This is a genomic window from Rhizobium anhuiense, assembly GCF_003985145.1.
GTDB lineage: Bacteria > Pseudomonadota > Alphaproteobacteria > Rhizobiales > Rhizobiaceae > Rhizobium > Rhizobium anhuiense.
Genome location: NZ_ML133529.1, coordinates 75,270 through 96,773 on the forward strand (window position 1 = coordinate 75,270; position 21,504 = coordinate 96,773).

The 21,504-nt window shown below is 61.3% G+C and carries 14 protein-coding genes; 8 read left to right on the forward strand and 6 right to left on the reverse strand.

The window, feature by feature from the left end; all coding sequences use genetic code 11:
- Nucleotides 1-26 precede the first annotated feature (26 nt).
- Entirely contained in the window at nucleotides 27-1,196 is a 1,170-nt protein-coding gene (locus EEQ99_RS21545) for an alpha/beta hydrolase (protein ID WP_127431078.1), read from the forward strand.
- Nucleotides 1,197-1,346: 150 nt separating this feature from the next.
- On the forward strand, nucleotides 1,347-2,798 hold the full coding sequence (locus EEQ99_RS21550) for an NCS1 family nucleobase:cation symporter-1 (protein ID WP_029868242.1): 1,452 nt from the start codon (nucleotides 1,347-1,349) through the stop codon (nucleotides 2,796-2,798).
- Nucleotides 2,799-2,864: 66 nt separating this feature from the next.
- Here EEQ99_RS21550 and EEQ99_RS21555 read toward each other — a convergent pair whose 3' ends face one another.
- A complete protein-coding gene (locus EEQ99_RS21555; protein WP_097543737.1) occupies nucleotides 2,865-4,748 on the reverse strand; it encodes a HAMP domain-containing methyl-accepting chemotaxis protein in 1,884 nt (627 codons plus the stop codon).
- Between the two features lie 201 nt (nucleotides 4,749-4,949).
- Here EEQ99_RS21555 and EEQ99_RS21560 point away from each other — a divergent pair, with 201 nt between their 5' ends.
- Together EEQ99_RS21560 and EEQ99_RS21565 are read left to right on the forward strand one after the other, a co-directional pair.
- The gene (locus EEQ99_RS21560; RefSeq protein ID WP_097543738.1) at nucleotides 4,950-5,660 is read left to right on the forward strand and encodes a DUF4272 domain-containing protein; all 711 of its coding nucleotides are present in this window, start codon (nucleotides 4,950-4,952) and stop codon (nucleotides 5,658-5,660) included.
- A gap of 156 nt (nucleotides 5,661-5,816) precedes the next feature.
- A complete protein-coding gene (locus EEQ99_RS21565; protein WP_047618872.1) occupies nucleotides 5,817-6,860 on the forward strand; it encodes a magnesium and cobalt transport protein CorA in 1,044 nt (347 codons plus the stop codon).
- A gap of 55 nt (nucleotides 6,861-6,915) precedes the next feature.
- On the opposite strand, the gene EEQ99_RS21570 is transcribed toward EEQ99_RS21565, so the two are convergent.
- From EEQ99_RS21570 to EEQ99_RS21580, 3 genes are all read right to left on the reverse strand, one after another.
- The gene (locus tag EEQ99_RS21570; RefSeq protein WP_097543739.1) at nucleotides 6,916-7,689 is read right to left on the reverse strand and encodes a phosphotransferase; all 774 of its coding nucleotides are present in this window, start codon (nucleotides 7,687-7,689) and stop codon (nucleotides 6,916-6,918) included.
- A 21-nt stretch (nucleotides 7,690-7,710) separates the two neighbouring features.
- Entirely contained in the window at nucleotides 7,711-8,592 is an 882-nt protein-coding gene (locus EEQ99_RS21575; RefSeq protein ID WP_097543740.1) for an MBL fold metallo-hydrolase, read from the reverse strand.
- A gap of 72 nt (nucleotides 8,593-8,664) precedes the next feature.
- On the reverse strand, nucleotides 8,665-9,054 hold the full coding sequence (locus EEQ99_RS21580; RefSeq protein ID WP_097543807.1) for a hypothetical protein: 390 nt from the start codon (nucleotides 9,052-9,054) through the stop codon (nucleotides 8,665-8,667).
- 228 nt (nucleotides 9,055-9,282) lie between these two features.
- Here EEQ99_RS21580 and EEQ99_RS21585 point away from each other — a divergent pair, with 228 nt between their 5' ends.
- Genes EEQ99_RS21585 through glgB form a run of 3 tightly spaced genes read left to right on the forward strand, consistent with a single transcriptional unit; the run spans nucleotide 9,283 to nucleotide 17,996 of the window.
- A complete protein-coding gene (locus EEQ99_RS21585; protein WP_127431079.1) occupies nucleotides 9,283-12,507 on the forward strand; it encodes an alpha-1,4-glucan--maltose-1-phosphate maltosyltransferase in 3,225 nt (1,074 codons plus the stop codon).
- Nucleotides 12,508-15,789, forward strand: a complete 3,282-nt coding sequence (gene treS / locus EEQ99_RS21590) for a maltose alpha-D-glucosyltransferase (RefSeq protein WP_127431080.1) — start codon at nucleotides 12,508-12,510, stop codon at nucleotides 15,787-15,789.
- Nucleotides 15,786-17,996, forward strand: a complete 2,211-nt coding sequence (gene glgB / locus EEQ99_RS21595; protein WP_127431081.1) for a 1,4-alpha-glucan branching protein GlgB — start codon at nucleotides 15,786-15,788, stop codon at nucleotides 17,994-17,996. Before treS ends, glgB begins: the two co-directional genes overlap by 4 nt.
- A 39-nt stretch (nucleotides 17,997-18,035) precedes the next feature.
- On the opposite strand, the gene EEQ99_RS21600 is transcribed toward glgB, so the two are convergent.
- Nucleotides 18,036-19,664 carry a thiamine pyrophosphate-dependent enzyme gene (locus tag EEQ99_RS21600; RefSeq protein WP_127431082.1) on the reverse strand — a complete coding sequence of 543 codons (1,629 nt, stop codon included), beginning with the start codon at nucleotides 19,662-19,664 and terminating at the stop codon, nucleotides 18,036-18,038.
- Between the two features lie 26 nt (nucleotides 19,665-19,690).
- The gene (locus EEQ99_RS21605) at nucleotides 19,691-20,881 is read right to left on the reverse strand and encodes an amino acid aminotransferase (RefSeq protein WP_127431083.1); all 1,191 of its coding nucleotides are present in this window, start codon (nucleotides 20,879-20,881) and stop codon (nucleotides 19,691-19,693) included.
- Nucleotides 20,882-21,034: 153 nt separating this feature from the next.
- On the opposite strand from EEQ99_RS21605, the gene EEQ99_RS21610 reads away from it, so the two are divergent.
- On the forward strand, nucleotides 21,035-21,502 hold the full coding sequence (locus tag EEQ99_RS21610) for an Lrp/AsnC family transcriptional regulator (protein ID WP_048338445.1): 468 nt from the start codon (nucleotides 21,035-21,037) through the stop codon (nucleotides 21,500-21,502).
- Nucleotides 21,503-21,504: the final 2 nt, after the last annotated feature.

The following is a 21,504-nucleotide window of genomic DNA, read 5'->3' on the forward strand; positions in this document are numbered from 1 at the left end:
CTCCTGGTCTCCGAGGGGACGGCTCGATGACGGAACTGCGTTTGAAATGGCTTCCGAAGGGCGCGCCGGCGATGCTGGCCACGATCGGTCTGGCAGTGCTCGCCGGTTGCGCCACGAGGCCCTCGCCAGAGGTCTTGAACCCGGTCCATCTGGCGGGTCATCGCGATGAAGCCTCTCATGCGGATGACGTCGCACCGGATCGCGTGAGCGTTCTTGCCGCGACCAACAGAACTCCCGACAGTGTGCGGGGCGGCTTCGGCAGTGCATGGGCTGACAATCTCACCTACGAGCAGTACGCATTTTCGGTCCCTTCCGGCAGGAAGAATACCGCCATCACTTACCCCAGCGCAAAACCGGATCCCGAACGCCAATTTGCGGTCGTCGAGCGCAAGCAGCTGCCGAAGGACGCCTTCGTGCATCAGGCGCTCGCCTCCGTGCAACCCGACGGCACCGTCGGCATCTTCGTGCATGGCTACAACTACAGCTACCAGGAGGCGCTCTATCGCACCGCCCAGATCGCCGCGGACGCCAACATTCCGGGTGCACCGATCCTGTTTTCCTGGCCCTCGGCTGCGGCCGTTGCCGGCTATGTCGCCGACCGGGATGCGGCGCTCTCCTCGCGCAGCGACCTCGACGCCCTCGTCAGATCGCTTTCGGCTTCCGGGAAGGTGAAACGCATCATTCTTTTCGGCCACAGCATGGGCGGGTTCCTGGTCATGGAAACGGTGCGTCAGCTCAACCTGGAACATCGCGATGACGTCATCGCCAAGCTGGCGGTAATCCTGGCCGCCCCTGACATCGACGTCGATGTCTTCCGATCCCAGCTGAAGGATATCGGGCGCATGCCGCTCCCGATATCCCTTCTCGTCTCGAAGGATGACCGGGCGCTCGTGGCTTCGAGTTTCATCGCGGGGGAGCGGCCGCGCGTCGGGCGCCTCGATATCGACGATCCCGTCATCGAGGAGGCTGCCTTGAAGGAAAGGCTTCGGGTCATCGACATCACTTCGATCCAGGCCTCCGACGGGCTGGGGCATGACCGCTATGCATCGCTCGCCAAGTTCGGCGCGCAGCTCGCCTCCTTCGAAAGCGGGCGGCGTTCGACCGCCGGTGATGTTGGTGCCTATGTCTTCGATGCCGCCGGCGCCGCGGTGGCAAGTCCGTTTCGCCTGGCAGGACGTGTCGTCGGCGCGCAATGAATGGACTGAAGTAAGAGCCGGCGGCGATGGCTAATCCTCAGGCATCGCCAAGAGATGTGTACAATGTGACTATCAAATTGTCAGATGCCCAAATGAAGAGCAGACTTCCGCCTGTGGTCAAATTGACCTCGAGGATATGGGAGGGCATTCATGAGCGTACGAAATCCGTCTCCCTCGTTGTATAACGAGGATCTTGCACCCGCCGAGGAGCGCAAATGGGGTGCATTCAGCATCTTCAATGTCTGGACATCTGATGTCCACAGCCTGTGGGGCTATTATCTGGCGGCGAGCCTGTTCCTGCTGTGCGGCAGCTTCGTCAATTTCGTCATCGCCATCGGCATCGGATCCCTCGTCATCTTCTTTCTGATGAGCCTGGTCGGCAATGCCGGCGTGCGTACCGGCGTACCCTTTCCGGTTCTCGCGCGCGCCTCCTTCGGCACATTCGGGGCGAATGTTCCGGCACTGGTCCGCGCGGTGGTCGCCTGCTTCTGGTATGGGGCGCAAACCGCGGCCGCGTCCGGCGCTATCGTCGCCTTGCTGATCCGCAACGAAAGCCTGCTCGCCTTCCATCAGAACAGCCACCTGCTCGGCCACTCGACCCTCGAAGTCATCTGCTACGTCATCGTCTGGGGTTTGCAATTGCTGATCATCCAGCGGGGGATGGAAACGGTTCGCAAATTCCAGGATTGGGCCGGTCCCGCCGTCTGGATCATGATGCTGATCCTCGCAGTCTATCTGGTCGTCAAATCCGGCACCTTCTCTTTCGGTTCCGAAATCCCGCGCGAAGTGCTGATCGAGAAGACCAAGGATGCCGGCGTGCCGGGTGAACCCGGCTCGATCGCGGCGCTTGCCGCCGTGGCGGCCACCTGGATCACCTATTTCGCGGCGCTCTACCTGAACTTCTGCGATTTCTCGCGCTATGCCACGAGCGAAAAGGCGCTGCGGAAAGGCAACCTCTGGGGGCTGCCGATCAATCTCCTGGCGTTCTGCCTCGTCGCGGGTGTTACGACCACGGCCGCCTTCACGGTCTATGGCGAGGTCTTGCTACATCCCGAAATGATATCGGCGAAATTCGAGAGCTGGTTCCTGGCGCTGCTTGCGGCGCTGACATTTGCGATCGCAACGCTCGGCATCAACGTCGTCGCGAACTTCGTGTCGCCGGCCTTCGACTTCGCCAATGTCTTCCCGCGGCAGATCAACTTCAAACGCGGGGGATATATCGCCGCCCTGATCGCTCTCGTGCTTTACCCGTTTGCTCCCTGGGAGACGGGTGCGGCGCATTTCGTCAATTTCATCGGATCGACGATGGGGCCGATCTTCGGCATCATGATGGTGGACTATTACCTTATCCGGAAAAGCCAGCTGAATGTTGAGGCGCTCTACCATGAGAATGGCGAGTTCCGGTTCCAGAGCGGATGGCACGGCAGCGCCTTCATCGCATTTGCCGTGGGAGCGCTGTTCTCCTCGATCCTGCCGACCTTCACGTCCATCCTGCCGGACTGGTGGGGCACCTACGGCTGGTTCTTCGGCGTCGCCATCGGCGGGGCGATCTATTTCGTGTTGAGAATGGGGGCGCGCCGCAATCCCGCCTTCGCGTCATGACCGAATGAAAAGGCGCCCGGCAATTGCCGGGCGCCTTTCATATCCGATTTCCTGCCGCCATGTGTTTTAGCGGCGTGCGGCGACCGCATGCATGGTTGGACGGGCAGAGGGCTGCGCCATCGTTCTGGCCGTCGAGCGAAGGGCTGCGGACTGGCTGGAGGCCCCATCGTCGAGCCTGAACTGGGCGATGAGTTCGCGAAGCTTCTGGGCTTGCTGCGCCAGCGAATCGGATGCCGCCGTCGACTGTTGCACCATGGTCGCATTCTGTTGCGTCGTCTGGTCCATCCGGTTGACCGCAACATTGACTTCGCTCAGCCCGATGGACTGTTCCTTCGCAGAGGTGGCGATCGAATCCATATGGTGATTGATCTGGGTGATGAAGCCGCCAATGGTCTTCAGGGCCTGGCCGGTATCGCGCACCAGCTTGACGCCGCTTTCCACTTCCTTCGAGGAGTTCTGGATCAGGCCCTTGATTTCCTTGGCAGCGCTTGCCGAGCGCTGGGCGAGTTCGCGCACTTCCTGGGCCACGACGGCAAAGCCCTTGCCGGCCTCGCCGGCTCTTGCCGCTTCGACGCCGGCATTGAGCGCCAGAAGGTTGGTCTGGAAGGCGATCTCGTCGATGACGCTGATGATGTTGGAAATCTGCTGCGACGAGGTCTCGATCCGCTCCATCGCCTCTTCGGCGTGGGAGACCACTTCCGCGGAGACCCCGGCACTGCGATTTGCCTCCGTGGCGACCGTACGCGTCTCCTCGGTTCGCTTGCTGGAGTTCGAGACGTTTGCCGTGATCTCTTCCAGCGCTGCCGCCGTCTCTTCGAGCGAGGCCGCCTGCTGTTCCGTACGCTTCGAAAGATCGCTCGCCCCTGAGGAGATTTCCCGCGTGCCCTCGTCGATCGTGCCGATGCTTTCGGAAATTGCTCTCAGCGTCGCGCCAAGCTGGTTGACGGACTGGTTGAAGTCATGGCGCAGCGCCTCGAAGTCGGGGGCGAAGGCCTCGTTGAGCTGGAAGGCGAGGTCGCCTGCGGCCAGTCGCTTCAAACCGGCGGCGAGACCCGAGGTGGCGATGCGCAGCCGCTCCGAGGCGTCGGCTTCCGCCTGCTGCTGAGCGGCAATGCGATCGCCTTCCGCCCTGTTGCGGCTTTCCTCGGCTTCCGTTTCCATGCGCTTGTTCGTGATCGCGGCCTGGCGGAAGATCTCCACCGCGCCCGCCATCGATCCGATTTCGTCGGCGCGGTCGGCAAACGGAATCTTCGAAGCGGTGTCTCCCTCGGCCAGCCGCCGCATCGCGTCGGTGATGCCGGTAATCGGGTTGGCGATGCCTGTCAGCACGAACGCGATGGCGCCGAGAACGAGCAGTCCTGCAACGCCGATTGTGGCAAGCAGGTAGAATTCTATGGAGTCGAAGGTTTCCTTGCTGAGTTCGGCAGCCTTGTTGCTGCCGCTGACGTCCAATTCGACCAGGGTCGTCGTGGCTTCCTTGAGCTTCTCCGAATAGGAGCGCATCTCCCCGCCCAGATATTGCCCGGCTTCTTCGGTCTTGTTGGCGCGGGAAAGGGCGAGCAACTGCGAGCTGCTGGCGATGTAGCCTCCAACGCTCTCTTTGATCGTCTTGATCAGGTCGCGCTCGTGCTCGGATGAAGCCAGCGAAAGATAGGCGTCCACCGATTTGCCGACGGTATCCTCGGCGACTTTGATGGCCTCTTCGCGGGTTTTCTTTTCCGCATCCGATTGCGCGATGATGTGATCACGATAGGCGAGACGCAAATTCGTCATGGCGAGATTGATCGCCTGCGAAGCCTGCACGCTCGGCAGCCAATGGGCAGCAATTTCTTCGGTGGAGCCGTTCGTCTTTCGAAGGCCGTCGACCGCGAGATAGGCGACAAGGCCGAAAAGAAGAGCTATGCCGCTGAAAATCAACAGCAAACTCGATTTTATGTTTGGACGACGCATTGAAAGTCCCCATCGAAGGTCCGGCCTCATACCGGCTTGGCTGACAACTTTTGTATCGAAAAAAATTTAACGATTTGTTCCGGGATGTAAAAAAGCCGTTTACCAGTTTTCCGGAATATCGCCGCTGCCTTCGGTCTCGGGATCCCGCTCAGACTGGAAAATGGCTATCCATGCGTCGTCGGCGATGCTGGGAGCCAGATAATGATGAAGCGCATTTTTTCCGCCTTTCTCGCACTGATCCTGCCGGTGCAGGCAGCCGTTTCGCAGCCCGCTGACGAGGCGGGAGCGCGCAAAGCCCGGTCTATCGCCCAGCTTCGATCGGAAGGCGTTCCGACCATCGATCATCTGCCGACCATCGAGCCCGAAAACGAGAGCACCCGCCGCAATACCAAGGCTGTCGTTCAGCGCACGATCGCCCTTGCAATCGTTGCCGTCAAAGGCGAGACCGGCGACCACGCAATGGGTCAGGCTCTCATCCGCCAGTTTAACGCCGCAAGTTTTTTCACCCCGAAGGAACGGGCGTTCATGGACGATCCGGATCCTTCGGATCAGGAGCGGACGAATTTCGCCTGGCGGTACGAGGGTGTCCACGTCATGCTGTGGGCGCTCGGAATCTCGCCGGACCTCGAGCGACCCGACCATATTTGCGATGTGCCATTCATTGCGAACACGCTTCGCGAACTGGGGACGGAAGGGCTCATGCGGCGTGCCAGGCTGCGCCCGCAGAAAGAGCTGCTCGACGCCGCCGACCTTGTCTACCGCTACGATTGGGCCGCCGTGAACGCGCGGCTGAAGGGCGAAGAGCCACCCGCCGGATTGGATAAGGGCGTGGTTTACGAACGGCATTACGCCCTCAACTGGCTGACCGGTTACATGGATCAGGACTGGGACGATATATCCACGGACACATGACGCGGCCCGGGTCCGGTCACGAAAAGCGCCAAGTCAGGCCCCCACCGAGGCAGATGATGCATGTTTTGCCAAATAGCATTATGATCGGCTGCGCGCCCGGCCGGCGGACGAGTTGGCCGCGGATATGTGATGCGTAGGGATGGGAGGGTGGCAGGATTGGAACAGCTGAAGGATCTGGACAGTATTCCCAAGCGGGGAGGGAGCGGTTCGGCATCGCCGCCGTTTGAACGGCCCGGTGTCGTGGCTGCCGCCGTTTACCAGCATGGGCAACGCATTCGGGACATCAGGATCGAAGAGGCCGGCGAATGGCGAGGCCGGGAGAATGCCATCGTCTGGATCGGCCTGCACGAGCCGGATGAAGTGCTGCTGCACCAGGTTCAGGCCGAGTTCAATCTCCATCCGCTGGCGATCGAGGACGCAGCACAGCCCCACCAGCGCCCGAAACTGGAGATCTATGGGGACGCGATGTTCATCGTCGCCCGGACTGCGCATATGAAGGATGACGAAATCGTCTTCGGCGAAACGCATCTGTTCGTCGGTCGCGGCTATGTCGTCTCCGTTCGCCACGGAGACTCGTCCTCGTACCTTGCGGTGCGGCAGCGATGCGAGGCCACGCCCACGGCGCTTGCCCACGGCGAAAATTACATTCTCTATTCCATCCTCGATTTCATCGTCGACAATTACATGCCGGTGATCGAGGTCGTGCAGGAGGAGGTTGAGAAGCTCGAGGATCTGGTGCTACGCGAACAGCTGGCAAAATCCGACATCGAGCGGCTTTACCTGTTGCGGCGTAAGCTGCTGCGGCTGCGCAACGCCGTGGTCCCGCTGGTAGACGTCTGTCGGCGCTACGAGCATATCGATCTTCCCGGCATGGATCCGACGCTCCAGTCGCTGTTTCGCGATGTAACGGATCACGTGCGCCGGGTCCAGGAGGATATCGACGCGCTGCGCGAGGTCCTCGCTTTCGCCTTCGAGGCCAGCGTGATGATTGGCCAGACGGAGCAGACGGCGATTGCCCGCCAGCTCGCCGCCTGGGCGGCGATTCTCGCCGTCCCCACCGCAATCGCCGGCATCTACGGGATGAATTTCAGCGATATGCCGGAACTGAAATTCCAGTATGGCTATTTCGTCGTGCTAGCCGTCATCGCCTTCTTGTGTCTGTTCCTCTTCACTTTCTTCCGTCGGAGGAAATGGCTCTAGATATGTGGGCGCTGCGGACACGCGGCAGACGGGACGTCTGCATTGGCGAGGCGCGTCAGCACAGCGCCTTCAGCAGTCGATCCCGATGGTTTCCGATATAGTCGATATCGCTGAGATAAAGCCGGGCGTCTCCTGCATTCACGTCCTCGACGAATGTCTCATCTCCGGTTGAGGCGCTCGCCAGCATGAAATCGACGAGCGCCTGAAGGCGCCGGCAGATCGTTTCGGGGAGCTGGAGCCGTTCCTCCGCCGTCGCCCCATAGGCCATGCAGAAGATGTCCGCCCGCCGCAGTTGTTCGTCGAGGTCGAATGGCACATGCGGATTGGCGGGATCGGAGAGCGGCGCCCAGCGATAAACCGAATAGGCCAGGTCCCATAGGCGCGGCGCGGGATGGGCGGCGTCGAAATCGATGATCCCGACAGCCTCATGCTCTGCCGTGGCGACATTATAGGGCGCATAATCTCCGTGGCATATGATCTCGCACCGCTCTTGCGGCGGCAGCATCCATGTCTGGACCTCGCGATCCCTCTGCAGAAACCCTTGAGATGCCGAATGAAAATCGCGCAGGAGCCGGGCTGCGGAAACCAGCATGCGCTCCGATCCGACAAACGGATCGTTCAAGTCTTCGCAGACACGCCCGGCGACATAGCTGACGACTTCCTGATTTTCGCCGGTTATCTCAATGGGATCAGGTGCTCCCGCAAAGCCTCTGCTCCTCAGATGGCGTAAAAACCGATGCACCGTCGGCGTCCATGCGCCCGATGGTCGGATGACGGTATCGCCGTCACGCCAGATCTGCGCGGTTCGCCCGCCCTCCAATGGCTTCACTTCGCGATCTCCAAAGATATTTTACGCGGATTTCAGTCTTTCGATATGGGCCTGGACCGTCGCGCCGAGGTTTGTCTCATGACAGCTCCGGTAGAACGTCACCGTGTCGGAAGGCATTCCGTCGGGGATGGGGACGAAGTCTTCCAGCCGCAGGCCGCTTGAGCTGCCGAGTTGCTGATCCGCCAGCCGGCTTTCGCTCAAACTGCCGACACGATCGGCCAGGGCCTGGAAATAGGCCAGGTTCTCATCGACTGCCGAAGGAGAGTACGTGTGGCCGTGCGCAGGGATGACCAGTCTGGCTTTGAGGTCGCGTATGCGCTCGAGCGAGGAACGGATCAGGCGAAGGTCGCCAGCAGTTCTGCTCCAGACTTCGGGAATGGGGTATTCCACCGCGTCGACGGCCAGGCAGGTGCGAAGTTCGGGAATCCATATGACGATATGGTCGGGCGTATGTCCTGGCGTATGAATGAGCTCCAGCGTCAGATCGCCGCCGTTGAGGGTCATCGAGCCTGAGAAGGTAATAGCGGGACCGATGAGGTCGACGTTCCGAAATCGCGATTCCTGGCTCGCCTTGTCGCTGAGGACTTCTCGTGTGGAAGGGTCGCGCAAACGGTCGAGCGCGGCGGCATGCGCGATAATCGGCGCGCGCCCGGCAATGGCGGCATTTCCCCAGAAATGATCCCAATCCATATGCGAATTGACGACGACCAGCGGACGAGCCTCGGCCCTTTCCTCGAGCAGATCCAGCGCCATCCGGCACAGCTCGGGCGTGCCGAGCGTATCGATCAGGACGTTGAATCTCTCGGTCCGGACGAACACGGCATCCACTTCGTCGCCGACCCGGACGATCACGATGCGATCGTCGAGTCCGGGGTAGGAGCGCAATTCCACCGATGCATTCACGTCTGGTCGCCTCTGTTGCAATCGCAGTGATCTCATCCGGATATATCAAATCACGTTCGGACGCCTGCTCTTTCAGGGGGAGGCGGGATCTGTGGCGGCTTTCGTCGGATTTGGTTCCTGCTTCACGGGGACGTGTACGTCCCAGCGTTTCATCACAGAGTTCGGCACGGCGACCGTGCATATCACCATGACGCTCGGTTTCGAGCGGCCAAGACTCTTCGGCGTCCACTGTGTTTCCAGTGGGACCGCACATCGGGGAACCAGCGTCTTCAGATTGGGCTCCAGCACTTCCCATTGCTGATCCCCCCTGGCGTTCTCGTGCGAAATGAAGCGCCTGGCCTCCTCGCGGATTTCGAACAGGCCATGCGTGTGCTCCGTGGAGTGATCGGTCTCGATGCTCCAGGAAGCCAGACCCAAGGCGCAAGCCGACAGGGCTGCGCCAAGTTGTATCGATCGAAGCAATGGTACGTCGTCAGCAGCCAAATGGGTCACCCTCCCGGGAGGCAGAAGACTACCCAAAAACGGCACGAACCTTCAAGGCTTCGCCGCAGTGCGAGCGCCTTGGAACGCGCCCCATCGATCCCGCGCCAACGCGGCCGACGGTATCTGGCGCATCGCGAATTGCCAGTTTTAGTGGAACAACCGCCGCCAAAAAAAGTTTGCCTCTAAACCAACTCGAGGCGGCGGACGATGTTATTCTCTGCGAACCAGGGTGTGTTGAGCACCCCACCCCGGATTTATTATGTCAATCCACTCCTTCTTCAGGGTGTCGATGCGTGGCGCGAGGTTTTCGACCATGCGGCGGAGATGGGCTTCGACCGTGTGCTGACCGCACCTCTCTTCGACCGGGGCGGGAAGCGCAGCGTCTTCGCCTCCCAAGATCTGGATTGCCTCGATCCTCAACTGTCGCTCGGACGCGAGGTCGAGGATGGAGTGGGGCTTCTGGCGGAGGCTGCCCGCAAGAGCGGTGTCGCCTTGATGATGGACTTGATGCTCGACGGCAAAGTCCGGGCTTCCCAAGCGGGCTTTCATCCCGTCGACCCCCGGCGCTCGCCGTTAGACCCCGAGGACCCGATATCCGCGATGGGCGCAGAGCGCCAATCGCAGCTGTTGGCGGAATGGACTGAACGGCTGCGGTTGCTGACCGAGCTCGGCCTCGCCGGTTACCGGACGCTCGGGATTGATCGCGTCGCGCCGGCGATTTTCAGATCGCTGATTTCGGCAGTCCAGGAGAAGGCGGACGCGCAATTTCTCGCCTGGACGCCCGGTACTGATTTTGGCGTGAGGGACGCGGTCAGGGATACAGGCTTCGATGGATGTTTTTCATCGATGGCCTGGTGGGATCTCGACGAGAGATGGTTCATCGAAGAATGCCGCGTCCAGGCACCGCTCGGCTGGCAGATCGCTTTTCCGGAGCCGCCATTCGCCCGGCGGATCGCGCACGGAACCGAGAGCCGCGAAGTCCTCGAACGGCGCGCGGTCAGGGCGCTGCGTCTTGCTGCCTCGCTCGGCGGCGGCCTGATGGTTCCGATGGGCTTCGAATATGGTGCAACCACGCCACTCGATCCGACCCATGGGAATGGAGCCGGCTTGCGAGGGATGCGCCATGACCTCGCTTTTGATCTTTCCTCCGAAATTCGCCTTGCAAACAATGAGATCGGCAAGAACCCTCATGCGCGTGCCGCATCGCTGCGGCTGATCCGCAACGCCAATGGCCCGGTCTCGGCACTTCTGCAGTCCGAGGCGGAAGACCTGCGCAGCGCCGAGAATGTACGCTTCATCCTGCTCAATAGGGATCTTCGGAAGAGCGCACCCGCGCCGGTGACGGCCCTTCGCGAAGCGGCTTCCGGTTTTCTTCCCGTCGCGGCCGACGGCGCGCCGCTGCGGCTGCGGGCAGGGGAGGCCCGGGTGGTTGAATGTAAGGCGCCGTCGCCGATCACATCCCAGCCGATCCTCGAGATCGAGCAGGCGGTCGCGTCGGCGCGGCTCGCCATCGAAAACATCATGCCGAGGGTCGACGACGGACGCTTTCCGGTCAAGCGGGTGGTCGGCGACATCGTGGCCGTCGAGGCGGATATAATTGCCGACGGCCACGACCCGCTCGTCGCAGTCCTGCTCTGGCGGCCGGTCGATGCTGCGGACTGGAACGAGACGGAGATGCAACTGGTCGAAAACGACCGCTGGCGCGCCGAATTCCTGCTGGAGCGCACCGGACGCTACGAATTTGCCATCGAGGCATGGAAAAACCCGTTTGCGATCTTTCGTTACGAACTGACGAAGAAGAACGATGCCAGGCTGGACCTGAAGCTCGAACTGCAGGAGGGGCTGAACCTCGTCCGCTCGGCTGAGACGCATGCGGCTGCTGCGCTCCGCACCGAATTGAAGGCCCTCGCCGACAGTCTCGAAAGGGCGTCCGATGTCGAGCGCACGGCGATCCTGCTCGATGCCGGGACATCCGGATTGATGGACAGGGCGGACAGCCGGCCGTTTCGGCTTCGCTCAGAGGCAAGCACCGTCGATGCCGAACGGAAGGCGGCCGCCTTTGCCAGCTGGTATCAGATCTTCCCGCGCTCGCAGAGCGGCGATCCGGACCGGCACGGCACTTTCGACGACGTCATCCCCAGATTGCCCGCCATCCGCGATATGGGCTTCGACGTGCTCTATTTCCCGCCGATTCATCCGATCGGTTCGACCAACCGGAAAGGCCGTAACAACAGCTTGAAAGCCGCGCCGGGCGATCCCGGAAGCCCCTATGCCATCGGCTCGGAGGACGGCGGCCACGATGCCATCCATCCCGAGCTCGGCGAGTTCGAGGATTTCCGCCGGCTGGTCGAGGCGGCAAGCCGGCATGGTCTGGAGATCGCTCTCGACCTCGCGATCCAGGCGTCGCCGGATCACCCCTGGCTGAAGGAGCACCCCGGCTGGTTCGACTGGCGTCCCGACGGCACGATCAAATATGCCGAAAACCCGCCGAAGAAATACGAGGATATCGTCAACGTCGATTTCTACACGAAAGACGCGCTGCCTTCGTTATGGGTGGAGCTCAGGGATGTCGTCCAGCTTTGGGTGGATCAGGGCGTCAAGCTGTTTCGCGTCGACAATCCGCACACCAAACCCTTTCCGTTCTGGGAATGGCTGATCGGCGATATCAGGGCGCGTCATCCCGATGTCGTCTTCCTGTCGGAGGCCTTCACCAAGCCGAAGGTCATGTACCGGCTGGCAAAGATCGGCTTCTCCCAGTCCTACACCTACTTCACCTGGCGCAATGCCAAATGGGAGCTCGAGCAATATATGCGAGAGCTGACCGAGACGCCGGCGAAGGAGTTCTTCCGCCCGCATTTCTTCGTCAACACCCATGATATCAATCCGGATTTCCTGCAGAATGCGCCACGTCCGGCCTTCCTGATCCGCGCAGCCCTTGCCGCCACCCTGTCGGGTTTGTGGGGCGTCTACAACGGTTTCGAACTTTGCGAGGGGCGTCCTGACGCTAAACGCAAGGAATATGCCGACAGCGAGAAGTACGAGATCCGTGCCTGGGACTATGACCGGCCGGGCAATATCATTGCCGAAATCAGGACGCTCAACCGCATCCGGACCGAAAACACCGCGCTGCATTCGCATCTCGGGCTGACGCTGCTGAATGCGCGAAATGACAATATCCTGTTTTTCGAGAAGGCAAGCCGTGCCCGCGACAATGTCCTGCTGATCGCCATCAGCCTCGACCCCTACAATTTCCAGCAAAGCGACGTCGAACTGCCGCTCTGGCACTGGTCGCTCGGAGACGGCGGCACGCTGGATGCCGAAGATCTGATCGTCGGGCATCGTTTCAAGTGGACCGGGAAATGGCAGAGCATCGGGTTCAACCCCGAGGTCCTGCCCTATGCGATCTGGCGTATTCGCTCAAGGGAGGCATGAATGGACGCGATGAATGCCGATGGCTCGCACCAGCCGCTGTGGTACAAGGATGCGATCATCTACCAGCTGCACATCAAGTCGTTCTACGACGCCAATGGCGACGGGGTCGGCGATTTTGCCGGCCTGCACCAGAAGCTCGATCACATTGCGGCCCTCGGCGTCAACGCCATCTGGCTGCTGCCGTTCTTTCCCTCTCCGCGCCGCGACGACGGCTATGACATTGCCGATTATGGCAATGTCAGCTCCGATTACGGGACGGTGGAGGATTTCCGCGCCTTCGTCGATGCTGCTCACCAGCGCAATATCCGCGTCATCATCGAGCTCGTCATCAACCACACCTCCGATCAGCATCCTTGGTTCCAGCGCGCCCGCCAGGCGCCAGCGGGATCACCGGAGCGCGACTTCTACGTTTGGTCGGATACCGATCAGAAATTTCCGGAAACGCGGATTATTTTCATCGACACGGAAAAATCCAACTGGACATGGGACGCCGTTGCCGGCGCCTATTACTGGCACCGCTTCTATTCCCATCAACCCGACCTGAATTTCGACAGCCCCCTCGTCATGGAGGAATTGCTGAGGGTGATGCGCTTCTGGCTGGAAACCGGCATAGACGGATTTCGTCTCGACGCGATCCCCTACCTCGTCGAGCGCGAGGGAACGATCAACGAAAACTTGCCGGAAACCCATGCAATCCTCAGACGCATTCGCGCCGCTCTCGACGCCACCCATCCCGGCGTGATGCTGCTTGCCGAGGCCAATCAGTGGCCGGAGGACACGCGCGAATATTTCGGGGACGGCGACGAATGCCACATGGCCTTCCACTTCCCGCTGATGCCACGGATGTATATGGCGATCGCCAAGGAGGACCGGTTCCCGATCACCGACATCCTGCGTCAGACGCCGGAGATTCCCGACAACTGCCAATGGGCGATCTTCCTTCGCAACCACGACGAGTTGACGCTCGAAATGGTGACCGACGCCGAGCGGGACTATCTTTGGGAGACCTATGCATCCGACAAGCGCGCCCGCATCAATCTCGGCATAAGGCGGCGCCTGGCGCCGCTGATGGAACGCGACCGCCGGCGGATCGAACTGATGAACGCGTTGCTTCTGTCGATGCCGGGAACGCCGGTGATCTATTATGGCGACGAGATCGGCATGGGGGACAATATCTATCTCGGCGACCGGGATGGGGTGAGGACGCCGATGCAATGGTCTCCGGACCGCAATGGCGGCTTCTCCAGGGTAGACCCGGCGCGTCTCGTCCTGCCGCCGGTCGCCGATCCGCTCTACGGTTTCGAGGCCGTCAACGTCGAGGCGCAGAGCACGGACGCGCATTCGCTGCTCAACTGGACGCGCAAAATGCTGGCGCTACGCGGCAGGCATCCGGCTTTCGGACGTGGTTCGCTGCGGTTCCTCTCACCGGAGAACCGCAAGATCCTTGCCTATCTCCGGGAATATGAAGACGAGACCCTGCTTTGCGTCGCAAACCTCTCGCGGCTGCCCCAGGCCGTCGAACTCGACCTGTCGAGCTTCGAGGGCCGCGTGCCCATCGAACTGACCGGCATGTCACCCTTTCCGCCGATCGGTCAACTGACCTATCTGCTGACGCTGCCGCCCTACGGCTTCTTCTGGTTCCAATTGGAGGCCGATGCCGACCCGCCGGCATGGCGCACCGCGCCGCCGGAGCAGCTTCCAGATCTGGTGACGATGGTCATCCGCCGCGGCCTGCTCGATCTTGTCGATGAACCCAAGCTTGCGCGCGCCCTCAGCACTGAAATCCTGCCTGCCTATCTCGCGAAACGGCGGTGGTTCGGGGCGAAGGACCAGGCGCTTCAGGCAGCACGTCTGATCTCCGCAACGCCGATCCCGTTCGCCGACGGCATCGTTCTCGGTGAATTGGAAGCCGTGCTGCCGAACCATAGCGAATCTTATCAACTGCCGCTGGCGGTCGCCTGGGACGATGCGCAACCCTCCGCGCTGACCCAGCAACTGGCGCTCGGACGGATTCGCCAGGGCAGGCGCGTTGGCTTCCTGACGGATGGATTTGCCGTGGAGGCGATGGCGCGCGGCATCCTGCGCGGACTTCGCGACCGCTCGCGCATCACCGGCCGCACCGGCACCCTCGAATTTCTCGGCACGGAGCGGCTCGATCGCCTTGAAGTCACTGACGACCTTGCGGTCCATTGGCTTTCGGCCGAGCAGTCCAACAGTTCGCTGATCGTCGGCGACCTCGCGATGATCAAGCTGATCAGGCACATCTTTCCGGGTATCCATCCGGAGGTCGAGATGACGCGCTATCTCACCCGCGCCGGCTATGACCACACGGCGCCCCTGCTCGGCGAGGTCGCGCACACCGATTCCAGCGGACGCCGTTCGACCTTGATCATCGTCCAGGGCGCGATCCGCAATCAAGGCGACGCCTGGAACTGGATGTTGAACAATCTGCGCCGTGGGGCGGACGAACTCGTGCTGAACGACCCGGCCGTCCAGCCCGGCGACGACGTCTTCCGGTCGCTGATCAGTTTCGTCGCGATGGTCGGCCTCCGGCTCGGCGAACTGCATGTCGTACTCGCCGGGGAGACCGATGACGAAGCCTTCAGTCCGGTGGTCGCAGGCAACAGCGAGGTCGAGGCGATGAAGAACGCCGTTGCCGACGAGGTTGCCTATGCCCTGTCGAAACTTGCCGAACGCGAGGAGAACGCCGATCCGGCGATCGACCTGCTCGCAGCACCGCTTCTCAAGCGCCGTTCCGAACTCGCCGAGCTCGCCGCGACGCTGGCGGCGAGCGCCCGGCATACGCTGATGACGCGCACGCATGGCGATTTCCATCTTGGCCAGATCCTCGTCAGCGAGGGCGATGCCGTCATCATCGACTTCGAGGGGGAACCCGCGAAAAACCTGACCGAGCGCCGCGCCAAGACCAACCCGCTGCGCGATGTCGCCGGGCTTTTGAGATCGCTGAGCTATCTCGTGGCCACCGCCCAACTCGATAACGACGCAGTCATCGAACACGAGAACGAAGTCCGGCGCGAGGCGATCGCCCGCTTCGGGCGCCATGCCGAGGAGGCCTTTCTCGATGCCTATTCGCAGGCGGTCTCCGTATCGAAGGAGCTTGACATGCCAGCCAATCAAAGACGGAGGGTTCTCGATGCCTTTCTTCTCGAAAAGGCCGCCTACGAGATCGCCTATGAAGCCCGCAACAGGCCGAAATGGCTTCCGATCCCATTATCCGGCTTTACCGAAATCGTATCGCGTCTGGCGGGGGTGAAGGCATGAATGTTGAACGTTCGGAACTTCTATCAGGCATCGGACAGGATGCGTTATGGGCCCTGATCGAGGGACATCATGGCGATCCGTTTTCGATCCTCGGTCCCCACGAAAGCGGTGGCATGACGATCGTGCGGGTCTACCTGCCCGGCGCCGAAGCGGTCGATCTCATCGAGGCGGCGAGCGGTCGGGTGGTGACGCCTTTCAGCATCGGCCATCCGTCCGGCCTGTTTGCGGCAGTGGCCGCGTCGAGGACGGGATATCGGCTGCGGATCACCTGGCCGGATGCCGTCCAGATCACCGAGGATCCCTACAGTTTCGGCCTGCTGCTGGGAGAACTCGACCTCCATTTGATATCGGAAGGCACCCACTACAGCCTGAGCCGGACGCTCGGCGCTATGGCGATGTCGATCGACGGCATATCAGGGGTCCGCTTTGCCGTGTGGGCTCCGAATGCGCGCCGTGTCTCGGTCGTCGGCGACTTCAATGCCTGGGACGGGCGGCGAAACCCGATGCGGCTGAGACCGTCGGCGGGCGTCTGGGAACTGTTCGTTCCGCGCCTCGCCCCCGGCGAAAGATACAAGTTCGAGATCGTCGACGCGCAGGGGACCTGCCTGCCGCAGAAGGCCGATCCGGTGGCAAGGGCGAGCGAGGCCGCCCCGTCGACCGCATCCATCGTCGCATCGTCGACGCCGTTTCGATGGAGCGATGACGGCTGGATGAAGGGCCGATCCCTGCAAGACAGACTGGAGGGCGCATTCTCCGTCTACGAGGTGCACGCCGGCTCCTGGCTTCGCGATCAAAAGGATGGCAACAGGTCACTCGACTGGGTCGAGCTCAGCCAGCGGCTCGTTCCCTATGCCCGCGACATGGGTTTTACCCATATCGAGCTCCTCCCGATCATGGAGCATCCCTTCGGCGGCTCCTGGGGTTATCAGCCGCTCGGCCTGTTTGCGCCCACCGGCCGATACGGAACGCCTGAGGATCTCGCCTATTTCGTCGACCGGTGCCATGGCGCCGGGCTCGGCGTCATCCTCGACTGGGTGCCGGCCCATTTTCCCACAGACGTCTGGGGGCTTGCTCGCTTCGACGGCAGCGCACTCTACGAGCACGAAGATCCGCGCGAAGGCTTTCACCGCGACTGGAACACGCTGATCTACAATCTCGGCCGCAACGAGGTGAAAGGGTTCCTGATCGCCAGCGCGCTCGAATGGCTCGAGCGTTACCATATCGACGGTTTGCGGGTCGATGCGGTTGCCTCGATGCTTTACCGCGACTACAGCCGCAACGAGGGCGAGTGGATTCCCAACCAATATGGCGGTCGCGAAAACCTGGAAGCGGTCGAATTCTTCAAGCACCTGAATAGCATCATTCACGAGCGCTGCCCGCACGCGATGATGATCGCCGAGGAATCGACGGCCTGGCCCGGAGTGACGAAACCGCCGGAGCAGGGAGGACTCGGATTCGACATTAAATGGAACATGGGCTGGATGCATGACAGCCTGAGCTACATCGAGAAGGATCCGGTCTACCGGAGCTATCACCACGGTACGATGACTTTCGGGATGATCTATGCCTATTCCGAGCGCTTCATGCTGCCGATTTCCCATGACGAGGTCGTCTACGGAAAGGGCTCGCTGCTGACCAAGATGCCGGGCGACGAATGGCAGAAATTCGCCAATCTGCGCAGCTATCTTGCCTTCATGTGGGGCCATCCCGGCAAAAAGCTTCTGTTCATGGGCAGCGAAATCGCCCAGCCGGGCGAGTGGAACCATGACGGTTCGGTGACCTGGGATGTGCTGGACCGGCCCCAGCATGTCGGGATCCAGCGGCTGGTGCGGGATCTGAACAGGCTTTACGGGCAAGAGCCGGCATTGCAGTTCGGCGACTTTCACCCGGAGGGCTTCGAATGGGCGGCAGCCGACGACGCCGTCAATTCCGTTCTCGGGATGCTCCGTTACGCGCCCGCCCGTGCTTCGTCGTTCCTGGTCGTGTCGAATTTCACGCCGGTGCCGCGCTACGGTTACAGGATCGGTGTGCCGAGCGACGGTGTGTGGATCGAACGGATAACGACCGATGCACGGGAATATGGCGGCTCGGGTCTGGTCAATGGCGCGGTGTCGACTGAACCCGTGGCGGCCCACGGCAGGCCCGTCTCCCTGTCGCTGACGCTGCCGCCGCTGTCGACGATGTTTCTGCAGGGGCCGTCGCCTTGACGAGGTCTCAGTCCCTTGCGGCTTCGCGGTCGTTTGGCATCATTCGGCATGTGGAGCCGCATGAATGAAAGGCCAGGGGCTCGCCTCGGATCCCTTCTCGACCGGAACCTCGATGAGAACGGGTTCGTCGAGTGATAGGGCTTTCTCGAGCGCGTCTTTCAATGCGCCGGGGCTCGTCACCCTGAACGCGCGAATGCCGAAGCTCTCGCCAAGGGCGACGAAATCCGGATTGGTGAGGTCCGAGCCAAGATAGCGGCCCTTATACGCCTGCTTCTGGTCGCGCAGCACGTTGCCAAAGGCAGAATTGTTGAAGACGACAGCGATGACATTGATCTTGTGCTGGACGGCTGTGGCAAGTTCCTGAACGCCGAACAGGAAGCCGCCATCGCCGGAAATGGAAATAACGGCTTTGTCGGGATGAGCGACCTTGACGCCCAAGGCCGTGTTGAAGCCGAAACCCAGATTGTCCTGATAACCGCATGTGACGTATTGGCGAGGGCCATAGACCGGGAATGCAAATCGGGCGGTAAAGCCCATCTGGCAGATTTCCTCGACGAAGAAGCCGTCCCTTGGCAGAGCTTCGCGGATGGCATCGAGATAGGCGAGCTGCGGCTGCACTGCCGAGAAGCGAGACCTGGCCTCTGCGTTGAGTTCGGCAAATTCGCGTGTGCGATCCTCGCGGCTGGAACCTGCCACGGCATCGAGCAGAGCCTGTGCTCCCGCCTTGGCATCGGAGACGATGCCCACATCGGGCTTGAGGCGGACCATTTCGGTCGGATCGATATCGATGCGGATGACCTTGAGACCTTTGGGCAGCCACTTCCATCGCATGAACTGCAATTCGAGCCGGCTGCCGATGCCGATCAGGACGTCCACCTTCTTCCAGTATTCATAGGCGGCGACGAAATTCAGATAGTTCGGATGGTCGTCAGCGACGATGCCCTTGCCGGAGCGATGGGCGGTGACGGGGGCCTGCAGCAGTTCTGCAAGTGCTGCGATCTCGGCGCCGGCATCTGCCGCACCGCCGCCGACCATGATCATCGGGTTCTTGGCACCTGAAATCAGTGCCGCTGCGGCGGCGATCGCATCGGGGTTCACGACCGGAGAAAGCGCTCTCGAACCGACGGGAAGGTCGATTTCAGGGCCGGATTGTCCAAACACGTCCCATGGCGCTTCGACCGCTCCCGGACCTTGGCGGCCCGAGAGCATTTTACTGACGACCCCGGCCATGACGGGACCGGTTTCGGACAGGTGATTGATGCGTTCCGCCGTCTTGGTGATTCCGCGCATCGTGGCGAGCTGATCCGGCAATTCGTGCAACTGCCCTCTGCCTTGACCGATCAAATGGGACATGATGTTGCCGGTAATGCAAAGCACTGGCGCGTTGGCGCCATAAGCGGTGCAGAGAGCTGCGCCGGAATTGAGGACGCCCGGCCCAGGCACGACGGTATAGGCGCCGATCCGGCCGGTGGACTTGGCATAGCCGTAAGCCATGTAGCCGGCGCCCTGCTCGTGCCGGGTGTGAATGAACCGAACCTTATCGCCGGCGCCGTAAAGGGCATCGTTGAAATCATACATGTGGGCGCCGGGGATGCCGAAGACCGTGTCGATCCCATGGGCGACGAGGGAACGGGTCATCGCCTGACCGGTCGTTTCTTTCCTGCTCATCTGAAGACTCCAATGCGGGCGTTCGGCTAGGCGACTGCCGATGATTTCAGGCAGCCTTCGGCTCGAAGCGCCGCGACAATGGCGCCGGCGTCGGCCGGCTGCATGCCGGCAAGGTTCATGCGCCCGGAATCCGCCATGTAGATACCGTGGCTCGCTCTGAGCGCTACGGCCGTATCCTTCGACATGGCGAGATTGGAGAACAGACCGCGCTGCCGGGCGATGAAGGCCAGATCAGGGGAGGCGGCGGCGAGCGCTGCCCGGTTGCCGTTGACACGCTGGCACATCTCTTCGAGCTCGGCGCACCACATGGCCGTCATCTCGGCGCTCTCGAGAATGGTCCTGACGATGGCGGCGCCATGGTCGGGCGGCATGGACCAGTTCACACGGGCAAGTGCCGCCATGTTGCTTTCGGCTTTCCTCAGGTCATCTCCATTGCGGGCCATGACATAGAGCGCGCCGACACGCTCGCGATAGAGACCGAAATTCTTGTCGCAGGAATAGGCGATCAGCGCCTCATCGACTGCGTCGAGGACCATGCGTGCTGGCGCAGCATCCTGTTCGAGGCCGTCGCCAAGCCCCTGATAGGCGAGATCGATGAACGGCACCAGCCGATGCGCGACAAGGAGCTCGGTAATCTCTAGCCACTGTTCCATGGTGAAGTCGATACCGGTCGGATTATGGCAGCAACCGTGAAGGAGAACGACGTCGCCTTCCCGAGCGGAAGACAAGGCGTCGATCACGCTTTCGAATATCACCTGCTGCGACGCCAGGTCGACGAAGGCGTACTCCTTTACCGGCAAGCGCGCCGAGCTGAAGATCGGCGCATGATTTGGCCAGCTTGGCGTCCCGAGCAGAACCTTCGCCGATGGATTTGCCGCCTGGATAAGCTCGGCCCCGAGACGCAAGGCGCCGCTTCCACCGGGTGTCTGAATGCCGACGAGGCGTTGCGTAAACGTTGGCGATTTTCCGAAGATGATGGGCTGCAGCAGGCGCACGAATTGCAGGTCGCCTTCCGGCCCGAGATATTTCTTGCTGTCCTGGGTCTCCAGGAGAAACTGTTCCGCCGCTTTGACGGCACGCATCACCGGCGTGCGTCTCATGGCGTCACGATAGACGCCGACGCCAAGGTCGATTTTTCCGGGGCGATCGTCGGCCTGGAAGGCCTTGATGAGTGCAAGCAGGCTGTCGGCCGGCCGACTGTTCAGTTCGTCAAACACAAGTCCACCTCGTTTCTTGAATTCTGGCTCGCAGACTAGCTGAACTTTCACGACGAATTTCTGCGATTATCTCCCTGAAACCGCGCCATCATGCAGACAATCGGCGCGATATGGCTATGATGTGCAGAAATTCACCGTTCGAGGAGGGCGGTCATGCTTGACCCATTCGATATCAAATTGCTTGCCGCCCTCCAGCAAAACAGCGAGGTGACGCAGAGCGAGCTGTCTCAGAAGGTCAATCTCTCTGCGACCCAATGCGCTCGCCGTTTGGAAAGGCTGCGCAACGAGCAATATATCCAGAGTGTCGTCGCCATCCTCAATCCCGTGAAACTGGGTTTTACCGTCGTTGCCCATACGCTCGTCAGCTTGAGAGCACATACGGAAGGCGGCAACGAGCGGCTTCATCGCTTCATCGAGACCGCGCCGGAGATCCTGGAGTGTTATTCGCAGACCGGCGACGCCGACTTTCTGATGAAGGTCATGACGCGCGACCTCGAACATCTCAGCCAGTTTCTCGAAAGAATGATCCGGGTCACCGACAATCTGGCGTCGGTCAAGTCAAGCATCGTCCTCAAGACACTGAAAAAGACGACCGCTTTGCCGCTGCAGATCGTGACCTGAGA

What these genes read in the sequence shown, in the direction of transcription:
- EEQ99_RS21610 (WP_048338445.1), top strand. Translation starts at nt 21,035, where the DNA reads ATGCTTGACCCATTCGATATCAAATTGCTTGCCGCCCTCCAGCAAAAC.
- EEQ99_RS21550 (WP_029868242.1), top strand. Translation starts at nt 1,347, where the DNA reads ATGAGCGTACGAAATCCGTCTCCCTCGTTGTATAACGAGGATCTTGCA.
- treS (WP_127431080.1), top strand. Translation starts at nt 12,508, where the DNA reads ATGGACGCGATGAATGCCGATGGCTCGCACCAGCCGCTGTGGTACAAG.
- EEQ99_RS21545 (WP_127431078.1), top strand. Translation starts at nt 27, where the DNA reads ATGACGGAACTGCGTTTGAAATGGCTTCCGAAGGGCGCGCCGGCGATG.
- EEQ99_RS21555 (WP_097543737.1), bottom strand. Translation starts at nt 4,748, where the DNA reads ATGCGTCGTCCAAACATAAAATCGAGTTTGCTGTTGATTTTCAGCGGC.
- glgB (WP_127431081.1), top strand. Translation starts at nt 15,786, where the DNA reads ATGAATGTTGAACGTTCGGAACTTCTATCAGGCATCGGACAGGATGCG.
- EEQ99_RS21600 (WP_127431082.1), bottom strand. Translation starts at nt 19,664, where the DNA reads ATGAGCAGGAAAGAAACGACCGGTCAGGCGATGACCCGTTCCCTCGTC.
- EEQ99_RS21560 (WP_097543738.1), top strand. Translation starts at nt 4,950, where the DNA reads ATGATGAAGCGCATTTTTTCCGCCTTTCTCGCACTGATCCTGCCGGTG.
- EEQ99_RS21585 (WP_127431079.1), top strand. Translation starts at nt 9,283, where the DNA reads ATGTTATTCTCTGCGAACCAGGGTGTGTTGAGCACCCCACCCCGGATT.